The organism is Streptomyces sp. NPDC045021 (assembly GCF_056432645.1).
On record NZ_JBWKIQ010000001.1, the window covers coordinates 628,461 to 644,765 of the forward strand.

A 16,305-nucleotide genomic window follows, 5' to 3' on the forward strand; every position below is an offset into this window, starting at 1 on the left:
TGAGGGCACGCGATCGGCTCACCGTGTCCCCACCGGGTGGAGGTCCGCTGGACAGGTGCTCGAAGGGGCCGGTCACCGGCCGGGGCCGCGGTCGGAACTCCCCCGATACAAGCCCGGTTTCAGGCCAACAGGGGCCGAAATTATACGCGCCGGTCGCTCGACCTGCGCTCAAGCCCCGAGCGGGACCATGAGCACCCCCGCATCACGCGATGTGTCACCGAATGTACGGAGGTACCCCACCATGACCCCTAGGCGCACGGAGGCGTCAGGTCGCCGGCTGCGGTGGCTGGTGCCGCTGCTGCTCATCCTCGGATGGCTCCTGGTGAGCGGTGCGACCGGCTCGTTCAGTCAGAAACTGGGCGATGTGGCCACGAACGACGGCGCGGCGTACCTGCCCGCCAAGGCCGAGTCAGTACACGCCGACCAGTTGCAGTCCACGTTCTCCGACAACAAGACCTACCCCGCCGTGGTGGTCTACGAACGGGCGTCCGGCGTCACCTCCGCCGACCAGGCCGCCGTACGGTCCGACGCCGCCGCCGCGGGCAAGCTGGCCGGTCTGCGCGGCCCGGTGAGCCCGGTGAGCGTTTCGAAGGACGGCCGCGCCCTGCAGTTCACCGTTCCGCTCGTCAACCAGGCCAAGCCGGTCAGTGACGCGGTCAAGGTGCTGCGGGCGAACGCGTCGCAGCACCCGGGGCTGGCCGGGCATGTCACCGGACTCGGCGGGATGTTCGCCGACTTCGCCGGGGCGTTCAGCAATATCGACGGGCAGCTGCTGCTGGTCGCCGTCGGACTGGTGATCCTGGTCCTGCTGCTGGTCTACCGCAGTCCCACGCTGCCGTTCCTGGTCCTGCTCGGAGTCATGTGCGCCAGCGGCGTGGCCGGGGCCGTGGTCTACGGGCTCGCCAAGCACGGCTCGATCACCTTCACCGGCCAGAGCCAGGGCGTGCTGTCGGTGCTGGTGGTCGGCGCGACCACCGACTACTCGCTGCTGCTCATCGCCCGCTACCAGGAGGAACTGCGCCGCACCCAGAACAAGTACGAGGCCCTGGGCACCGCCTGGCGCGCGATCCTCAAGCCGGTGCTGGCCTCGGGCGGAACCGTCATCCTGGGCACCCTGTGCCTGCTCTTCAGCAACCTCAACAGCAACCGCAGCATGGGACCGGTCGCCGCGATCGGCGTCGCGGCCTCCATGCTGGCCGCACTGACCTTCATCCCCGCCGTCCTGGCCCTCGCCGGCCGTGGCGTCTTCTGGCCGTTCCGGCCCGCCTTCGGTACCGCCGAGCGCACCGGTAGTGGTCTGTGGGGCCGGGTCGCGGGCCTGGTCGGCCGCAAGCCCAGGAGGGTCTGGCTCACCGCTGGCGTCGTGTTGCTGCTCGCTGCCTGCTTCGTCCCGCAGTTCAAGGCGTCCGGGATCGCCATCACCGACAGCTTCACCAAGACGACCGACTCCTCGACCGGCCAGAAGATCCTCGGCGCCCACTTCGCGGGCGGCGCGGGCACGCCGGTGTCCATCATCACCAAGGCCGCCACGGCGGACCAGGTCGTCGCGGCCACGAGCAAGGTGAGCGGTGTCACCTCCGTCACCCGGCTGAACAAGGTGGTCAACGGGCTGGCCGAGGTCGACGCGGTGCTCGCCGCCACACCCGACGGACCGGCGGCCGTGGAGACCGTCAAGCAGATCCGGGTCGCGGTGCACGCGGTTCCGGACGCGGATGCCAAGGTCGGCGGCTTCACCGCCATCTCCATCGACACCCGGGCCGGTGGCATCCGCGACCTCAAGGTCGTGGTTCCGCTGGTCCTGGTGGCGATTCTGATCGTGCTGGCGCTGCTGCTGCGGGCGCTGGTGGCGCCGCTGCTGCTCATCGGCACCGTGGTGCTGTCGTACGCGGCCACCATGGGAATCTCCGCACTGGTGTTCAATCACGTCTTCCACTTCGCCAACGCCGACCCGTCGGTCCCGTTGATGGGCTTCGTGTTCCTGGTCGCCTTCGGCGTGGACTACAACATCTTCCTCATGCACCGGGTGAGGGAGGAGTCGCTGGCGCACGGCACCAGGGCCGGCACGCTCACCGCGCTGCAGCGCACCGGCGGGGTCATCACCTCGGCCGGGGTGGTGCTGGCCGCGACCTTCGCGGCGCTGGCGGTCCTGCCGATGGTGTCGATGGCCGAGCAGGCGTTCATCGTCGCGTTCGGCGTGCTGCTCGACACCATCGTGGTCCGGTCCCTGCTGGTTCCGGCGCTCGCGCTGCAGCTGGACGACCGCACCTGGTGGCCGTCCCGCCGCGTGTTCGGCACGCAGATCCCGCGGTCCCGCACCGGGGTCGCGGACAAGCAGCCGGAGCCCGAACCGGCGAGCTGACACAGCCCCGTACACAGCACTCCGCCCCCGGTCCTCTTCCAGGACCGGGGGCGGAGTGCTGTGTACGGCAGGGGCGGTGCTCAGGCGGCCTTACGGGCGACGACGAGGGTGTCGTAGTCGCCGAGCAGCTTGACCTCGGTGCCGGCGAAGCCGGCGTGCTCCGCGTATCCGACGATCTCCGCGGCCGGGTACTCGGAACCGCCGTCGGTGACCAGCAGCATGTCGAGGCTGATCACCAGGTTCTCGGCGTGCTCCGGCTCGTCGTCGAGCATCCGGTCGTAGACGAGCAGCGTTCCACCGGGCAGCACAGCGTCGTACGCCTTGTGGATGAGGTAGCTGCGCTGGCTGGGGTCCCAGTCGTGCAGGACATGGCCCATGACCACGATCTCGGCCTGCGGCAGCGGGTCGCTGAAGAAGCTGCCGCCGTGGAATTCCACCTTGCCGGGAATGCCGAGTTCCTCGGCGAGTTCCTTCGCGAAGGGCGCCATCTCCGGAAGATCGAAGACATGCCCGGCCAGATGCGGCTGGGCCTGGACGATCTGGGAGCACAGATTGCCGCGGGCGCCACCGACGTCCAGTACGGACGTGAATCCGGACCAGTCGAACGCCTCGATCAGCTGGGCACCGAGGACGTTGGTGAAGGCATCCATGCTGCCGATGAACTGGCGCAGGATCGCGGGGTTCTGCGTGACTTCGTCGTAGTGGCTGCCCGACTGCTGCTTGCCGGTGCGCAGCGCCTCCTCCAGCCGGCCCCAGGCCGGGTAGAGGTTGCGGCTGGACCGCAGCAGGAAGCCACCCACATAGGCGTCCCCGGTGCGGACCAGGTGCTTGGCCGCACCCGGCGCGTTGCGGTAGACGCCGTCGGTGCGCTGCAGCACCTTCAGGGCCACCAGCAGATCAAGAAAGTCGCTGAGGCCCCGGCCGTGCAGTGACAGCAGCCCCTTGATCTCCTCGGCGGTCGCCCCGCCGGACGGGGCCTCCTGCAGTTGCGTGAACAGATCGAGTTCCACGGCGGTCAGCAGGGCCTTGGCATCGCAGAACGCGTTGCCGAGCCGGAGGATCCCGGCGGCCGTACTGACGTCCGGGGGGGTGGTCGTCATCGGGCGGACTCCTTCCTGGACGCCTGGCCACCAGGCGCCGGTGTCATCGTCGTGACGCTCGCAGCCGGCCGTGGAGCTGACCTCGAACACGCCTCGAACCGCAGGCGGGCCAACGGACCCGACCGGGAGGCCAGGCATCCTTGAGCACCGGTCAGTACCCCTTACCTGTGCCGCGGACAGTCCGCATGGCAGTGTTCCTGAGGGGATACGCATGTATGACGTGAACATCCCTGTACTGATCGTCGGTGCCGGACCGGTCGGGCTGTCCACCGCCCTGTTCAGCGGGCGCCACGGGATCAGTACTCTTCTGCTGGAAAAGCGCACGGCGACCTCCACGCTGCCGCGGGCCCCCGGCCTGCAGTCGCGCACCCTGGAGTTGTTCCGTGCCGCCGGAATCGGCAAGGACATCCGGGCCCTGGAGATGGGAGACTCGCACCCCTTCTTCGAGGGCGGGATCATCCAGGTCGACACCTTCGCCGACATCGACAACGCCGTCGTCCTCGAGTCGCCCTCACTGGACGGACCCACCGTCAGCCCCGAACGCGTGATGGGCTGCGGCCAGGACCGCTACGAGCGGGTCCTGGTCGACAAGGCCCGGGAGTTCGGTGCCGACATCAGGTTCGGGACCAAGCTGATCGAGTTCACCCAGGACGACGAGGGCGTGACGGCCGTCGCCGAGGAACTGGAGACCGGCCGGCGCTACACCATCAGGGCCGGCTACCTGGTCGGCGCGGACGGCGCCAACAGCCATGTGCGGACCGAACTGGGCGTGGAACGCAGCGGCCGGGGAACGGTGTTCGACGCTCTGAGCATCTACTTCAAGGCTCCGGAGCTGGAATCACTGATCAAGCACCGCCCGTTCATCCTGTGCTACGCCAATGTCAACGGGACTCTGATGGGCCTGTCCCGGCTGCACGGCTGCGACCCCTTCCTGGCCGCCCCGATCTACTTCCCGGACAAGGGCGAGAAGCCCGAGGACTTCACCGACGAGCGCTGCATCGACATCGTCAGGACCGGTTCCGGCCGGCCCGACATGGAGGTGGAGATCGTCGCCAAGGTTCCCTGGCAGGGCGCCCAACTGGTCGCCGAGCGGTTCAGGACCGGTCGTATCTTCCTGGCCGGGGACGCCGCCCATCTGCACCCGCCGGCCGGCGGGTTCGGGGCCAACACCGGCATCCACGACGCGCACAACCTGTCGTGGAAACTGGCCGCCGTCATCAAGGGCTGGGCCGGGGACGTACTGCTGGACAGCTACCACGAGGAGCGGCACGCGGTCGGCTCCGCCATGGCCGAGCAGGCCATGGTGCGCAACCGCATCCGGCACGGCTACGCCACCGACGAGGACCGGGCGACGATGGTGGACGACATCATCATCACCCTCGGGTACCGGTACAAGTCGGAGGCCATCACCCACGACCAGACCGGTCCGGTGCTCACCCCGCACCTGGAACTGAAGGGCGAGCCCGGCACCAGGGCGCCGCACCTGTGGGTGGAGCGGAACGGTGCGAAGCTCTCCACCATCGATCTGTTCTGGGACTCCTACGTGCTCCTCACGGACGCCTCCGGCGCCGCGTGGGCCGAGTCCGCGGTGAAGGCCGCCGCGGAGCTCGGTGTGCCACTCAGGGCCCATCTGGTGGGCCCTGGGGCCGAGTTGACACCGGGCGAGGAGCGCGACTGGGGTTCGGTGTACGGCGTGGGCACGGGTGGCGCGGTGCTGGTCCGCCCGGACGCGTTCGTCGCATGGCGCTCGCAGGGGCCGGTGGCGGACCCGCAGCAGGTGCTGACCGAGGTCCTCTCCCGGGCCGCCGGCCTCGGGTAACCACAGCTCTGCCCCACAGCCGCCGGAGGCGCCCGTCACACCTGACGTGACGGGCGCCTCCGGCACTCCATCGCCCCGCGGCCCACGGCTCACGCGGGCCAACACGCACACAAGCTTCCGGCCCGGACTCGTGGTACTGAGTCCGGGCCGGAAGCTGGTGTGCGAAGACCCTGAAAGGGGCTACAGGGCCGCCTTGGCGAGCAGACTCACCTGCTGGGGGTCCGCGGTGCACGGCAGCAGGATCAGCTCGTCACAACCGGCCTCCGCGTACGCCTGGGCCGCGTCACGGATCTGCACCGCGTCCACGAGCACGCCGCTGGCGGCCCGTTCGGCCTTCACGCCGATGAACGAGTAGTAGTCGCGCAGATAGCGGCCCGCCGTCGATCCGGCGTCCGGGCCGAGGCACGCGTACACCAGCGAGACCATCCTGGGCCGTTCGGTGCGCCCGGCCAGCGTCCATTCGTGCTGTGCCTGGCGGACCAGTTCCCCGTAGGCCGTGGCCGAGCTGCCGCCCGCGATCCAGCCGGTGCCGAATCTCGCCGAACGCCTCATCGCGGTCCGGGAATGGCCTCCAACCAGCAGCGGGATACCGCCCTGCCCGGCGGGGAGCGGACCGATGCCGGGCCCCGGACCCTCCCCGCTCCAGATGTCGCGGAGTTCACCGAGGAGTTCGTCCAGCCGCGCTCCCCGGCCGGCGTAGTCGGCGCCGGTGGCCTTGTAGTCGTCGTCACGGCCGCCGGCGGCGACACCGAGCGTGAACCGCCCCCCGGAGACCGCGTCGAGGGTCGCCGTCTGCTTGGCGAGCAGCGCCGCCCCACCGCGATAGCCGGCTATGAGAATGGTGCTGGCCAGCTTGATGCGGGTGGTGACCGCAGCCGCCACCGCCAGCGACATCAACGGTTCGAAGTTGTCGTACACCAACCGGTCCAGCACGCCCAGAGTGGTGAAACCTGAGTCCTCGGCCGCACGCGCCCAGGCGGCCAGTCCGGGCCCGGACTTGTCGGGAACGGTGGTGGGCAGCCCGAGTCCGATGTCCACGGTCAGACCCCGCCGTCGACATTGAGCGTGGCGCCCGAGATGTAGCGGGAGGTGTCGCCGGCCAGGAAGAGCACGGCGCCCGCCACGTCCTGCGGGGTGCAGATCCGGCCGAGCGCGGTCATCCCGACGATCCGCTCCACGGCCTCCGGCGGCAGACCGGCGCCCGGTTCGGTCTCGGTGAGACCCGGCGCGATGGTGTTCACGCGGATCGAACGAGGTCCGAGTTCCTTGCACAGCGCGCGGGTGAGCCCGATCAGCGCGGCTTTGGAGGCGGTGTAGTGCACCCCGCGGACCCGGCCGCGCAGCGCCACCGAGGATCCGATGTTCACCACCGAGGCACCGTCGACGAGCAGGTCGAGCGCGGCCTGGGTCATCAGGTAGGCCGAGGTGACGTTGTGGTCGAAAACCCGGTGCCATTCGGACTCGGGCAGCTCCGCGAACCAGACCTGGCCGTCCACCCCGACATTGTTCACGAGAACGTCGAGCCCCCCGACGGCCTCCCTCACCTGTGCGGCCACCGTACGGACGTCGGCGGCGTCGGTCACGTCCGCGCGCAGCAGCAGATGTCCGTCACCGGTCTCCTTCAACTCGCGGGCGAGTGACTCGCCGTCCTCCCCCGCGCTGCGCGACACCACCACGACGCGAGCGCCGGCGCGCGCGAAGGCCAGTGCCGCCGCCCTTCCGATGCCGCGCGTACCGCCGGTGATCAGTACGCGTTTGCCGGCCAGTCCCTGCTCCATCTGCTCCTCCTTCAGTACGCCGCGTCGACCCGGTAGATACCGAACGGAGCGGAGAGTCGTGTGTCGCGGTACGGCCGCAGCGGAGCGGTGTCCGCGCGGTGCCCGGCGCCCTCTTCCCATGACTGGAAGGCCGCGAGATCCGCCCACCGGCTCACCACGGTCAGGGCCGAGGGGTCGAGGGCAGACTGCAGCAACTCATTGGCGAGCATTCCCGGTACGTCGGCGAGCCGCCGGCTGACCACGTGGTACGCCTCGCGTACCGCGGCCAGCTCGGCCTCGTCCCGGGCCTGGTGATGGATCATCACCAGGACCTCGCCCGACTCAGGCGGCATGGGCGGCTCCCTGGATGTGCTCGACCACCCGCATGGTGTCGAAGGTCGCCGAGGCGCGGTAGGCGTGCAGTCGCTCGCGATGGGCGACGTGCGCCTTGCCGTCCTCGAACGCCCGGAAGCCCGTCTCGTCGACCCAGTCGCTGACGATGTAGTAGGTGTCCTCGTCGGCGGTGCTGCGAGCCAGCCACTGGCCGATGTTCGCGGGGTGGCCGGTGACCGCGTCGGTACCGCTGCGCCACTCCTGCTCGAACTCCGCCGATAGACCGGGCTTGATCGTCATCTCCAGCATCACCCGGAAGGCTCCGCCGGCCATCAGGAGATTCCCCCGTCGACCGAGATGGTGGCACCGGTGACGTAGCGGGACAGGTCACTGGCGAGCCACAGGATGGCGCCGGCGACCTCGTCGGTCCGGCCGAGCCGGCCGAGCGCGGTCTTGCTGCTGTAGCGCTGGACCATCAGGTCCTGCTGCTCCTGCGGCAGGTCGTAGAGCGCCTCGGTCTCGATGACGCCGAGGGCGACCACGTTGATCCGGATGCCCTGGGAGCCCAGCTCCTTGGCGAGCGAGCGGGTGAGCCCGACCAGTGCCGACTTCGTCGCCGTGTAGTGCGCCCGCAGCGGGATCCCCGCCTCCGCGCCCTTGGATCCGATGCTCACGACGGAGGAACCCTCGCCCAGTAACGGCAGGGCGTTCTGCGTCACCAGGTGGGTGGCGGTGAGGTTGGTTGCGACGATGCGCTGCCACTCCTCGAACGGGAGCTTCGCGTAGGGGATGTGGCTGATGGTGCCCGCGTTGTTCACCACCAGGTCGAGGTGGCCGTACAGGCTGCCGGCCTGCTCCAGCAGGCTCGCGACCTGCGCGGGGTCGCTCAGGTCGGCGCGCAGCACGTGGTGGTCGCCGCCGATCTCCTTGAGCTCCCGCTCCAGGGTGGCGACCCGCTCCCCTTCCTGCAGGTAGCAGGTGATGACATCGACGCCGGCGCGGGCCAGTGCGAGCACTATGCCGCGTCCGACACCACGGGTGCCGCCGGTGACCAGCGCCTTCTTTCCTTGCAGTTCGAGATCCATCTGTTCCTCCTCAAAGAAGCGTGGCCAGCGCCGCGCAGTTGGACAGCAGGGCGAGCATGGTGATCACGCTGCGCCGCTTGTTCCACAGGCCCCACTGGCTGCGGCGCTCCGTGGCGTCGAAGCCGGTGGGCAGGTTGTCCGGGTCCACGGTGCGGATCCACCGGTTGACGGGGACGTTCTTGGCGAAGGAGATGACCACGGTGCAGAGCGCGAGCAGTGCCGCGGCGGTGAAGCAGGCCCTGGCCCAGCCGTCATCCACACCGGCGGCGAGAACGCTGTCGCCCAGCAGGGTGCCCAGCGTGCAGATGGGCATGTACGGGTCGTAGCGGCCGGAGAAGAACGCGTGGGTCCGGACGTAGCCGTCGTCGGGCAGGCCTGCGAGCAGTGGCCAGCCGCCGAGCAGCGTACCGAGCATGCATCCGGCCGCGAGCCCGTTCATCAGCAGCACGAGAGGGATGAGGAGAGCGGGCACCGGTGACCTCCGGGGTACGTCCGCGGCTACTTCCGGAGGGAAGCGGCCTCGACCTTGTCCTTGATGAGCTTCATCTGGATGGCGGTGTTCCGATTCAGGTGTTCGGTCATGCCGGCATCGTCCGCGGGTGCCTGCGGCTTCATGTGGAAGTCCTGCACCCAGCGCATCCGTACGCCTTCGGGCGTCTCGGTGTACTCCCAGTAGATGTTCATGAACTCGAACGGCCCGGTCTCCACCCGGCGCGCGCGCACCGTGCGGGTCACCGGGTCGGGGGTGCGCTCCGACACCCAGCTCCACACCCGGCCTTCGTCGTCCGGGTGCATGGTCAGCCGGAACGTCACGGTCTGCCCGTCCTGTTCCAGGATCTCGGCCTTGGCGTACTCGCTGAACAGATCCGGCCAGTTGACCACGTCGTTGGTGGTCTCCCAGACCTCGTCGATCGGTGCGTTGATCACTATCTCGTTGTCGGTGTGCCCGGCCATCGCCACTCTCCCTTGTCTCTCGCCTTCGTCCCGCTCCGCTGTCAGGAAGCCGGACGTCCCAGTACCAAGGCCGCGTTGAAACCGCCGTGTCCCCGGGCCAGGACCAGTACGGTGCGCAGTGCGGCGGCCCGTGGTTCGCCGAGCACCAGATCCAGGCCGTACCCGGGAACCGGTGACTCGGGTCCGACGGTGTGCGGGATCACCTGGTCGCGCAGGGCCAGCGCGGCGGTTGCCACGTCAAGGGCCGCACCACCGCCGTAGAGCCGTCCGGTCAGCGTCTTGGGAGCCGTGACCGGCACGCTGCCGGGCCCGAAGACAGCCCGGATCGCTGCGGCTTCCGCCGCGTCCTGTGCGGGAACACCCGACGCGTCAGCGAAGACCACATCGACCCCGGCGGGTGTCACTCCGGCGTCCGCGAGAGCCGCCTCCAGAGTGCGGCGCAGCGCCGGCGGGCGCTCGGATCCGGGCGCCGGGTCGAAGCCCGCCGCGTAACCGAGCACCCGGGCATAGCCGCCGGCGCCGCGAGCCTCCGCGTCCGCGGCCCGTTCCAGGATCAGCATCGCGCCACCCTCACCGGGCACATAGCCGCTGGCCGCGGTGTCGAACGGCAGGTAGGCCCGTCCCGGGTCGCTGACGGTGGACAGGTTTCCGGTGCTCAACTGGGCGGTCAGACCGTACGGGCACAGCGAGGCGTCCGTTCCGCCGGTCACGACCAGCCGGGAGCTGCCGCGCAGCAGCCGACGGCTCTGCCCGATGGCGTCCAGCCCGCCGGCCTGCTCGCAGCAGAGCACACCGCAGGGTCCGCGCATGCCGTGCCGGATGGAGATCTGACCGGTGGACGCCGCGTAGAACCAGGCGATCGACTGGTAGGCACCGACCCAGGACGGGTCGTGCTGGTACAGGTTCTCCATCTCGTGCTGGCCGAACTCGGTGCCGCCGGAGGAGGCCGCGGTGACCACGGCCATCTCGAACTCGGGCAGTTCGGCCGGCACCACCTTGGCATCCTCCAGCGCCTCGGCGGCGGCGGACAGACCCAGGTGGGTCCAGCGGTCCGTCTGGTGGATCAGCCGGCTGGGCACCCTGGCCTTGGTGTCGAAGTCCGCCACCTCTCCGGCGAGTTGGACCGGATAGCTGGACGGGTCGAAACGGCTGATCCGGCCGATGGCCGGCTTCCCGGCCAGGACCGCCGCCCAGTGCTCGTCCGCCGTCAGACCCGTCGGCGCGGTGACTCCCAGACCGGTGATCACGGGGGCGGCCGACGATCCGTTCGTCGCGCTGCTCACCGTCAGCTCCTCTCATACGGGACGGCGCCGGGCCTGGCCAGCACCATCGCGCTCTGGAAGCCGCCGAATCCGCTGCCCACGCTGAGCACCACATCCATGGCGTGGTCCCGGGCGGTGACCGGCACATAGTCCAGGTCGCACTCGGCGTCGGGGTTCTTCAGGTTGGCGGTGGGCGGGACCACCTGGCGGTCCAGGGCCAGCGCGCAGGCCGCGACCTCGATGGAACCGATCGCTCCCAGCGAGTGGCCGACCATGGACTTGATGGAGCTGACCGGCACGTGGTAGGCGTGGTCGCCCAGGCTCCGCTTGAACGCGGCGGTCTCGTGCCGGTCGTTCTGTTTGGTGCCCGAGCCGTGGGCGTTGATGTAGCCGACGGCGGTCGGGTCGAGTTTCGCCTGGTCGAGGGCGGCCCGTATGGCCTCCGCCATTTCGCGGCCCTCGGCCTTGAGACCGGTCATGTGGAAGGCGTTGCTGCGTCCGGCGAACCCGACGAACTCCCCGTAGATGCGGGCGCCGCGAGCCTCCGCGGCCGACTTCTCCTCCAGGATGAGGACGGCCGAGCCCTCGGCCAGGACGAAGCCGTCGCGGTCCCGGTCGAACGGCCGCGAGGCGTGTTCCGGGTCGGCGTTGTTCGGCGTGGTCGCCTTGATCGCGTCGAAGCAGGCGGCGGTGATCGGGGAGAGCGGGGCATCGGTGGCGCCCGCCAGTACGACGTCGGCGGAACCCTCCTCGATCAGCTGCACTCCATGTCCGATGGAGTCCAGACCCGAGGTGCAGCCGGTGGAGACCAGGGACACGGGGCCCTCGGCTCCCACCGCGTGCGCGACCTCCACCGCCAGGGTGCTGGGCACCATGTAGCCGTAGAGGTGCGGTACCCCGTAACTGCTGTCGACGAGCCAGTTCTTGCCGCCGTCGCTGAGGGTGACGTACTCCTCCTCCAGGCCCATGGTGCAGCCGACCGCGCTGCCGATGGAAACCGCGATCCGCTCCGGCGGGAGCGCGGCGAGTTCGGCTCCGCTGTCCGCGAGCGCCTCGCGTGCGCACACCACGGCGAACTGCGCGGCACGGTCCATCCGGCGGATCTGCTGGGGAGTCAGACCGGCGGCGGCCGGATCGAAGTCGACTTCCGCGGCCACCTGGGAGCGGAACGGCGCGGGATCGAAGAGGGTGATGCGCCGGGTGGCGGTGCGGCCGGCGGAGAGCTGATCCCAGAAGCCCTCTCGGCCCAGGCTTCCTGGTGCCAGGACACCGATCCCGGTGACCACCGCGCGACGGCTCACGGGGCCCCGCCCACGTTCGGGTTGGGCGCCTGGGGGTTGGTCGGCTTCTCGGTGTCCACATGGCCGAGGTCGGGCCGGGGTGCCAACGGGGAGAGGTGGAAGGCACAGTGCGCCTGGACCTCACCGATGTTGACCAGCCGGTGGCGTACACCGATCGGCACCAGCAGGGAGTCCCCCGGGCCGAGTTTGAGCGGTTCACCGTCGAGCGTCATCTCCAGTTCTCCGGCGATGACGTGGATGAACTCCTCGGAGTACGGGTGGTAGTGCTCGGTCACGAACTCGGACGGGTCCAGGTACATCACTCCGCCGAAGCCCGAGGTCGAGCCCGCAGTCACCGGACTGAGCGTTACCCGGATGTCGCCACCGCGCTTGCGGTTGGACGCGACCTCGTTCGCCGAGATGCGCACAGGCTGCTGCGTGGTCATTGGATCCTCCCCTGCTCCGGAGTCCACACGTAGAAGGGCACGGCCATGGCGTCCTTGGGCTCTTTCCAGTTCGGGTCGTACGGTGACACGCACTCCGCGAGCTTGCGGTTGATGTCGTCGTAGAGCGGGTGGCTGCGCGCCCGGTAGAGGCCGTCGGTGATGTCCTCGTCCGCCTCGACCAGGTGAAAGTACAGATCGTGGAAAGCGAAGAGGGTCCGTCGCGACACGCCGATCATGTGCGGCAGATCCGACGCATCCGACTCAGCGAAGATCTTCGCGATGTCGTCTGCCTTACCCGGCTGCATCTTCGCCACGATTAATGTCCGGTGCACCGTCGACCTCCTTCATACGAGTTCCTCGAACCATCAGCCGGAACCGTCACAGCTGGCTCTAAAGACCTGCTCGAATCGGACTGCATCGCGCATCGGAGCGCGTCGGAGCCGGTGGGCCGGGCGGCCGGCCGGGGACGCGCCGGAGCTCCGTGCGATCGGCCCGATCGCACGGAGCTCCGGGAGACGACCCCGTCAGGGTGCGGTCACGCCTTGGTCTCCAGCGTTTCCACGTCGAGTTGGAGGAGACTGCGCATGGAGGCATTCCGGAAGTACTCGCCGAACGCCCGCGGGGACGATGTGTCCCGCTCCTCCTGCAGATAGGGAGCCAACCGGGCCTCGGCCGCATGCACGCCCGGTTGGGTGGCCATGTGCTTGCCCACGGCAGCCAGATCACCCTCGTAGTGGATGACCCGGACCATCACATCGTCCTTGATGAAGAGTCCGGTCCCGAGAATGCGACCGGTCTGCTGACCGTCGTCGGACCGCAGGTCCGCGGTGTCCACCCGGTTGAAATTCTCGAAGATCTTGGCGATCTCATCCTCGTGACCGGGCTTCACCCGGTACATGATCGCTCCGTACGGCATCCGATTCCTCCCACAGACTTCGATCTCGACAGCGACCGGTCGCCCGGCGGGACGGCCGTGCTGTGCTGGTCAGCTGGGTTGCGCCAGGCTGGTATTGATCATCTTCAGCAGGATGCGCGGTGTTTCCGCCTCGACCACGGCGTCGTCCGAAAGGTCGATCCTGCGCTCCCGCTTGATGACACCGGTCACCTGGAGCAGCGCGAGCGAGTCGTATCCGAGTTCCATGAAGGGGGTGTCCTGGACGTCTCCGTCGAGGTCGACACCGTCGGGCTCGCCCGCGCACTCGCGCAGCTTCGCGGTCAGCTCCTGCAGAGTGAAATCACTCATCCGGTTTCCTCTCCTCACTGTCGTGAGCCCGCTGAAGGACCCGGACGGCAGCGTGACCACCCTTCCTCCAGAAGGACTTGAGCCGGAGTGGGCCGGGGCGGTCGCGAGCGGTCCCCCGGCGCCGTGGTGCTGCAGAGCCCGGCCCGCGGCCGCGTTCCGGATTCGACCGGTCTTCCAGTACCCGCCGAGAGATCCCTGCGACGTTGCCGCGAACTGACCGTGGACCCACAGTCGAGAGAGGGATGAGCATGGTGTTGCTGCAAGTGCTGAGCGTCGCCGTGATCCTGGGCACCGGTATCGTCGCCGGAGTGCTGTTCGCCGTGGCGATCAGTGTCATGCCCGCGTTGATCGCGATGCCTGCGGACCGGTACATCACGACGCACAGGCTTCTCGGCCGCCGCTACGACCACATCATGCCGTACCTCGTCATGACCTCCGTGGTCGTCGACGTCTTCGCGGCCTTCCGGACCGAGTCCACCGCGAGCCGGCCGCTGTTCGCCGTCGCGGGCGCTTTCATGGTGGGTGTCGCCGTTGTCTCCCAGACCCGGAACGTGCCGATCAACAACCGGGTGAAGAGCCAGGACGAGAACAACCTCAGCCCCGACTGGCAGGACCCGCGTCAGCAGTGGCGCAACTGGCATGCGTTGCGTACCGCGTTCGCGATCGTGGCCCTGATCCTGACCGCCTCGGCCGTGGCAGTGCTCCGATGAGCCCCACCGCGCGGCCCCTGATCGAACTGGGACGGCCTGGCGAAGAGGGCCTGCCGGACAACGCGGCCGTGATCGCCGCGCTCTCCGCGCCTGCTCCGGGACCCATGGCGCAGCGGTTGCTGCTGCTGCACTTCACCGGCCGGCGCACGGGGCGGGCGTTCACCATCCCGGTGGGCGCGCACACCCTCGACGAGGATCTGGTGCTGACTACTTCGGGCAACTGGCGGCACAACTTCGCGGGCGGCGGGGACGCCGAGATCACCTGGCAGGGGGACCGCCGGACCGCCCGCCTGGATCTGGTGACGGACCCGGTCCGGATCGCGAACGGCTACCTCCGGCTGATCCGCCTCTACGGTCCCGCCGCGCAGCGCCGGCTCGACCTCACGATCCACCCGGACCGCCCGCCGACCACCGCGGATCTGCGGGACGCGGTCGAACGGTACGGGCTCAGTCTCATCGACGTACGGCTGTCCGCCCCCCGGCCGCCCGCCCCCGCGCATCCCGGGGCGCAGGACGCGGTCGGCACATAGCCGCGATCACCCATGCCGGCCCGGCCCTCGCGCGAACGTCTCGTGCGGGGGCCGAGCAGCGCTCCAGTGCCGCGAGAGCGCGAGGGTGACGATAGGTGCCGGGGCCGTTCCCGGCCCGCATCGGCGGGACCGAGCAGGTCCGCCGACCCCCTTGCCGCCTTCGGAGGCCGCCCATGCCGTTCGCCGCCATCACCTACGACATCAAGGCCGGTTATGAGAAGGAGATCGGGGAGATCTTCGGCGGATTCCGTCGGGTGGGCTCCCCCGTCGTCGAGGGCGCCGACGGCGCGGAGACGACCCGGATCCTCGCCACCGCTGTCTTCATCAGGGACGCCACGATGGTCCGGGTCATCGAGTACGAAGGCGACCTCCAGGACGTGGCCCGCTTCATGGCCTCCCAGCCCGGCGTCCAGGAGGTGGAGCGCAAGCTCGCCCCGTATCTCTCCCGGCCCCGCGACACCGGTACGCCGGAGGGTTTCATCGCCACCTTCAACCGGAGTCTGCTCACCTGCCTGACCCAGATCTCGGCCCGCGAATCCTGATCCACGCACCGGCTCCGCCCTGTCACTGTGCCGGTCAGCCGGTCAGCCGGCCCGCACCACTCGCAGCGGTCCCCCGCCGGTCAGCGAACCGACCGGGTCGCATTCGAGTCCCGGGTCCGACGCGAGCATCGCCTGCTGCAGTTCCTGCAACGCCGAGGACGGGTCGAGTCCCAGTTCCCTGCCGAGCACCACGCGCATGCGGTGGTAGGCCTCAAGGGCGCCGCCCCGGCGGCCGGCCCGGTACAGGGCGAGCATCAGCTGACCCTGCAACCTCTCGTGCGTGGGGTGCTGGGCAGCCAGCCCGGCCAGTTCGCCCAGGATCTCGTGGTGCCGGCCGAGCTGCAGATCGGCCTCGATGCGCTGGCTGAGGATGCTCATCCGCGATTCCTCCAGCCGGGTCACCTCCGCCTCCAGCAACGGGCCGACCTGTACGTCCACGAGCGCCGGGCCGCGCCACAGGGCGAGCGCCTGCTGGAACAGCAGCGCTGCCCCGGAGTGGTCGCCGGACTCCAGGGCCCGGTGGCCGGCACCCGCCAGCCGCTCGTACTCCACGGAGTCCACCACACCGCCCTGGGTGTCGAGCAGATAGCCTCCCGCCTCGGTGACCAGGACGCTCTTGGCTCCCAGCGGCAGATCGCGCTGGTCCTCACCGGCCAGTGACCTGGTGATCAGGTTCCGGATCTGCAGGATGTACGTCTGCAGGGTGGTCTGCACGCTGCGCGGCGGATTGCCGCCCCACAACTCCTCGATCAGCGAACTCACCGAGACCACCCGGTCCGGCTGCAGGGCGAGCAGGGCGAGCACCTTGCGCGGCTTGATCGCAGTCGGGACGACTGATTGTCCCGCCTGCGTCACCCGGCAGGGGCCAAGCACACCAATGTCCAT

20 protein-coding genes are annotated in these 16,305 nt (G+C 69.4%); 5 read left to right on the forward strand and 15 right to left on the reverse strand.

The genetic code is table 11. The features are described from left to right. The first annotated feature begins 241 nt into the window (after positions 1-241). A complete protein-coding gene (locus AC07DC_RS02875; protein ID WP_478911218.1) occupies positions 242-2,359 on the forward strand; it encodes an MMPL family transporter in 2,118 nt (705 codons plus the stop codon). A gap of 80 nt (positions 2,360-2,439) precedes the next feature. Here AC07DC_RS02875 and AC07DC_RS02880 read toward each other — a convergent pair whose 3' ends face one another. After that, positions 2,440-3,459 carry a methyltransferase gene (locus tag AC07DC_RS02880; RefSeq protein WP_478911219.1) on the reverse strand — a complete coding sequence of 340 codons (1,020 nt, stop codon included), beginning with the start codon at positions 3,457-3,459 and terminating at the stop codon, positions 2,440-2,442. A gap of 211 nt (positions 3,460-3,670) precedes the next feature. On the opposite strand from AC07DC_RS02880, the gene AC07DC_RS02885 reads away from it, so the two are divergent. Further along, positions 3,671-5,278, forward strand: a complete 1,608-nt coding sequence (locus AC07DC_RS02885; protein WP_478911221.1) for an FAD-dependent monooxygenase — start codon at positions 3,671-3,673, stop codon at positions 5,276-5,278. 180 nt (positions 5,279-5,458) lie between these two features. Here the strand turns inward: AC07DC_RS02885 and AC07DC_RS02890 are convergent, their stop codons facing one another. The 13 genes from AC07DC_RS02890 to AC07DC_RS02950 form a co-directional block, all read right to left on the reverse strand. Then, complete coding sequence (locus tag AC07DC_RS02890) at positions 5,459-6,316, reverse strand: LLM class flavin-dependent oxidoreductase (RefSeq protein ID WP_478911223.1); 858 nt, start codon at positions 6,314-6,316, stop codon at positions 5,459-5,461. Positions 6,317-6,318: 2 nt separating this feature from the next. Next, the gene (locus AC07DC_RS02895; protein ID WP_138356834.1) at positions 6,319-7,056 is read right to left on the reverse strand and encodes an SDR family NAD(P)-dependent oxidoreductase; all 738 of its coding nucleotides are present in this window, start codon (positions 7,054-7,056) and stop codon (positions 6,319-6,321) included. 11 nt (positions 7,057-7,067) lie between these two features. After that, on the reverse strand, positions 7,068-7,388 hold the full coding sequence (locus AC07DC_RS02900; RefSeq protein WP_478911225.1) for an antibiotic biosynthesis monooxygenase family protein: 321 nt from the start codon (positions 7,386-7,388) through the stop codon (positions 7,068-7,070). Next, positions 7,378-7,701 (reverse strand): antibiotic biosynthesis monooxygenase family protein, encoded by a 324-nt coding sequence (locus tag AC07DC_RS02905; RefSeq protein WP_138356836.1) that lies wholly within the window; start codon positions 7,699-7,701, stop codon positions 7,378-7,380. The genes AC07DC_RS02900 and AC07DC_RS02905 overlap by 11 nt, the downstream gene beginning before the upstream one ends. After that, positions 7,701-8,453 carry an SDR family NAD(P)-dependent oxidoreductase gene (locus AC07DC_RS02910; RefSeq protein WP_138356837.1) on the reverse strand — a complete coding sequence of 251 codons (753 nt, stop codon included), beginning with the start codon at positions 8,451-8,453 and terminating at the stop codon, positions 7,701-7,703. Before AC07DC_RS02910 ends, AC07DC_RS02905 begins: the two co-directional genes overlap by 1 nt. Positions 8,454-8,463: 10 nt before the next feature. Beyond that, complete coding sequence (locus AC07DC_RS02915) at positions 8,464-8,925, reverse strand: anthrone oxygenase family protein (protein WP_478911228.1); 462 nt, start codon at positions 8,923-8,925, stop codon at positions 8,464-8,466. Between the two features lie 26 nt (positions 8,926-8,951). Further along, on the reverse strand, positions 8,952-9,407 hold the full coding sequence (locus AC07DC_RS02920; protein WP_478911229.1) for an SRPBCC family protein: 456 nt from the start codon (positions 9,405-9,407) through the stop codon (positions 8,952-8,954). Between the two features lie 41 nt (positions 9,408-9,448). Next, on the reverse strand, positions 9,449-10,690 hold the full coding sequence (locus tag AC07DC_RS02925; RefSeq protein ID WP_478911231.1) for a ketosynthase chain-length factor: 1,242 nt from the start codon (positions 10,688-10,690) through the stop codon (positions 9,449-9,451). A gap of 2 nt (positions 10,691-10,692) precedes the next feature. Continuing rightward, a complete protein-coding gene (locus AC07DC_RS02930; protein WP_478911233.1) occupies positions 10,693-11,970 on the reverse strand; it encodes a beta-ketoacyl-[acyl-carrier-protein] synthase family protein in 1,278 nt (425 codons plus the stop codon). Beyond that, entirely contained in the window at positions 11,967-12,395 is a 429-nt protein-coding gene (locus tag AC07DC_RS02935) for a cupin domain-containing protein (protein ID WP_138356842.1), read from the reverse strand. The genes AC07DC_RS02930 and AC07DC_RS02935 overlap by 4 nt, the downstream gene beginning before the upstream one ends. Beyond that, positions 12,392-12,727 carry a TcmI family type II polyketide cyclase gene (locus AC07DC_RS02940; protein WP_138356843.1) on the reverse strand — a complete coding sequence of 112 codons (336 nt, stop codon included), beginning with the start codon at positions 12,725-12,727 and terminating at the stop codon, positions 12,392-12,394. Before AC07DC_RS02940 ends, AC07DC_RS02935 begins: the two co-directional genes overlap by 4 nt. 203 nt (positions 12,728-12,930) lie before the next feature. Beyond that, positions 12,931-13,311, reverse strand: a complete 381-nt coding sequence (locus tag AC07DC_RS02945) for a SchA/CurD-like domain-containing protein (protein WP_138356844.1) — start codon at positions 13,309-13,311, stop codon at positions 12,931-12,933. A 69-nt stretch (positions 13,312-13,380) separates the two neighbouring features. Beyond that, complete coding sequence (locus AC07DC_RS02950; RefSeq protein WP_138356845.1) at positions 13,381-13,638, reverse strand: acyl carrier protein; 258 nt, start codon at positions 13,636-13,638, stop codon at positions 13,381-13,383. A gap of 248 nt (positions 13,639-13,886) precedes the next feature. On the opposite strand from AC07DC_RS02950, the gene AC07DC_RS02955 reads away from it, so the two are divergent. The 3 genes from AC07DC_RS02955 to AC07DC_RS02965 all read left to right on the forward strand — a co-directional run bounded on the left by AC07DC_RS02955 (position 13,887) and on the right by AC07DC_RS02965 (position 15,420). Then, on the forward strand, positions 13,887-14,348 hold the full coding sequence (locus tag AC07DC_RS02955; protein WP_187145135.1) for an anthrone oxygenase family protein: 462 nt from the start codon (positions 13,887-13,889) through the stop codon (positions 14,346-14,348). Beyond that, entirely contained in the window at positions 14,345-14,878 is a 534-nt protein-coding gene (locus tag AC07DC_RS02960) for a hypothetical protein (RefSeq protein ID WP_478911236.1), read from the forward strand. The genes AC07DC_RS02955 and AC07DC_RS02960 overlap by 4 nt, the downstream gene beginning before the upstream one ends. A 173-nt stretch (positions 14,879-15,051) precedes the next feature. Beyond that, positions 15,052-15,420 (forward strand): SchA/CurD-like domain-containing protein, encoded by a 369-nt coding sequence (locus tag AC07DC_RS02965; RefSeq protein ID WP_138356847.1) that lies wholly within the window; start codon positions 15,052-15,054, stop codon positions 15,418-15,420. Between the two features lie 42 nt (positions 15,421-15,462). Here AC07DC_RS02965 and AC07DC_RS02970 read toward each other — a convergent pair whose 3' ends face one another. Further along, positions 15,463-16,305, reverse strand: a complete 843-nt coding sequence (locus AC07DC_RS02970; RefSeq protein ID WP_478911237.1) for an AfsR/SARP family transcriptional regulator — start codon at positions 16,303-16,305, stop codon at positions 15,463-15,465.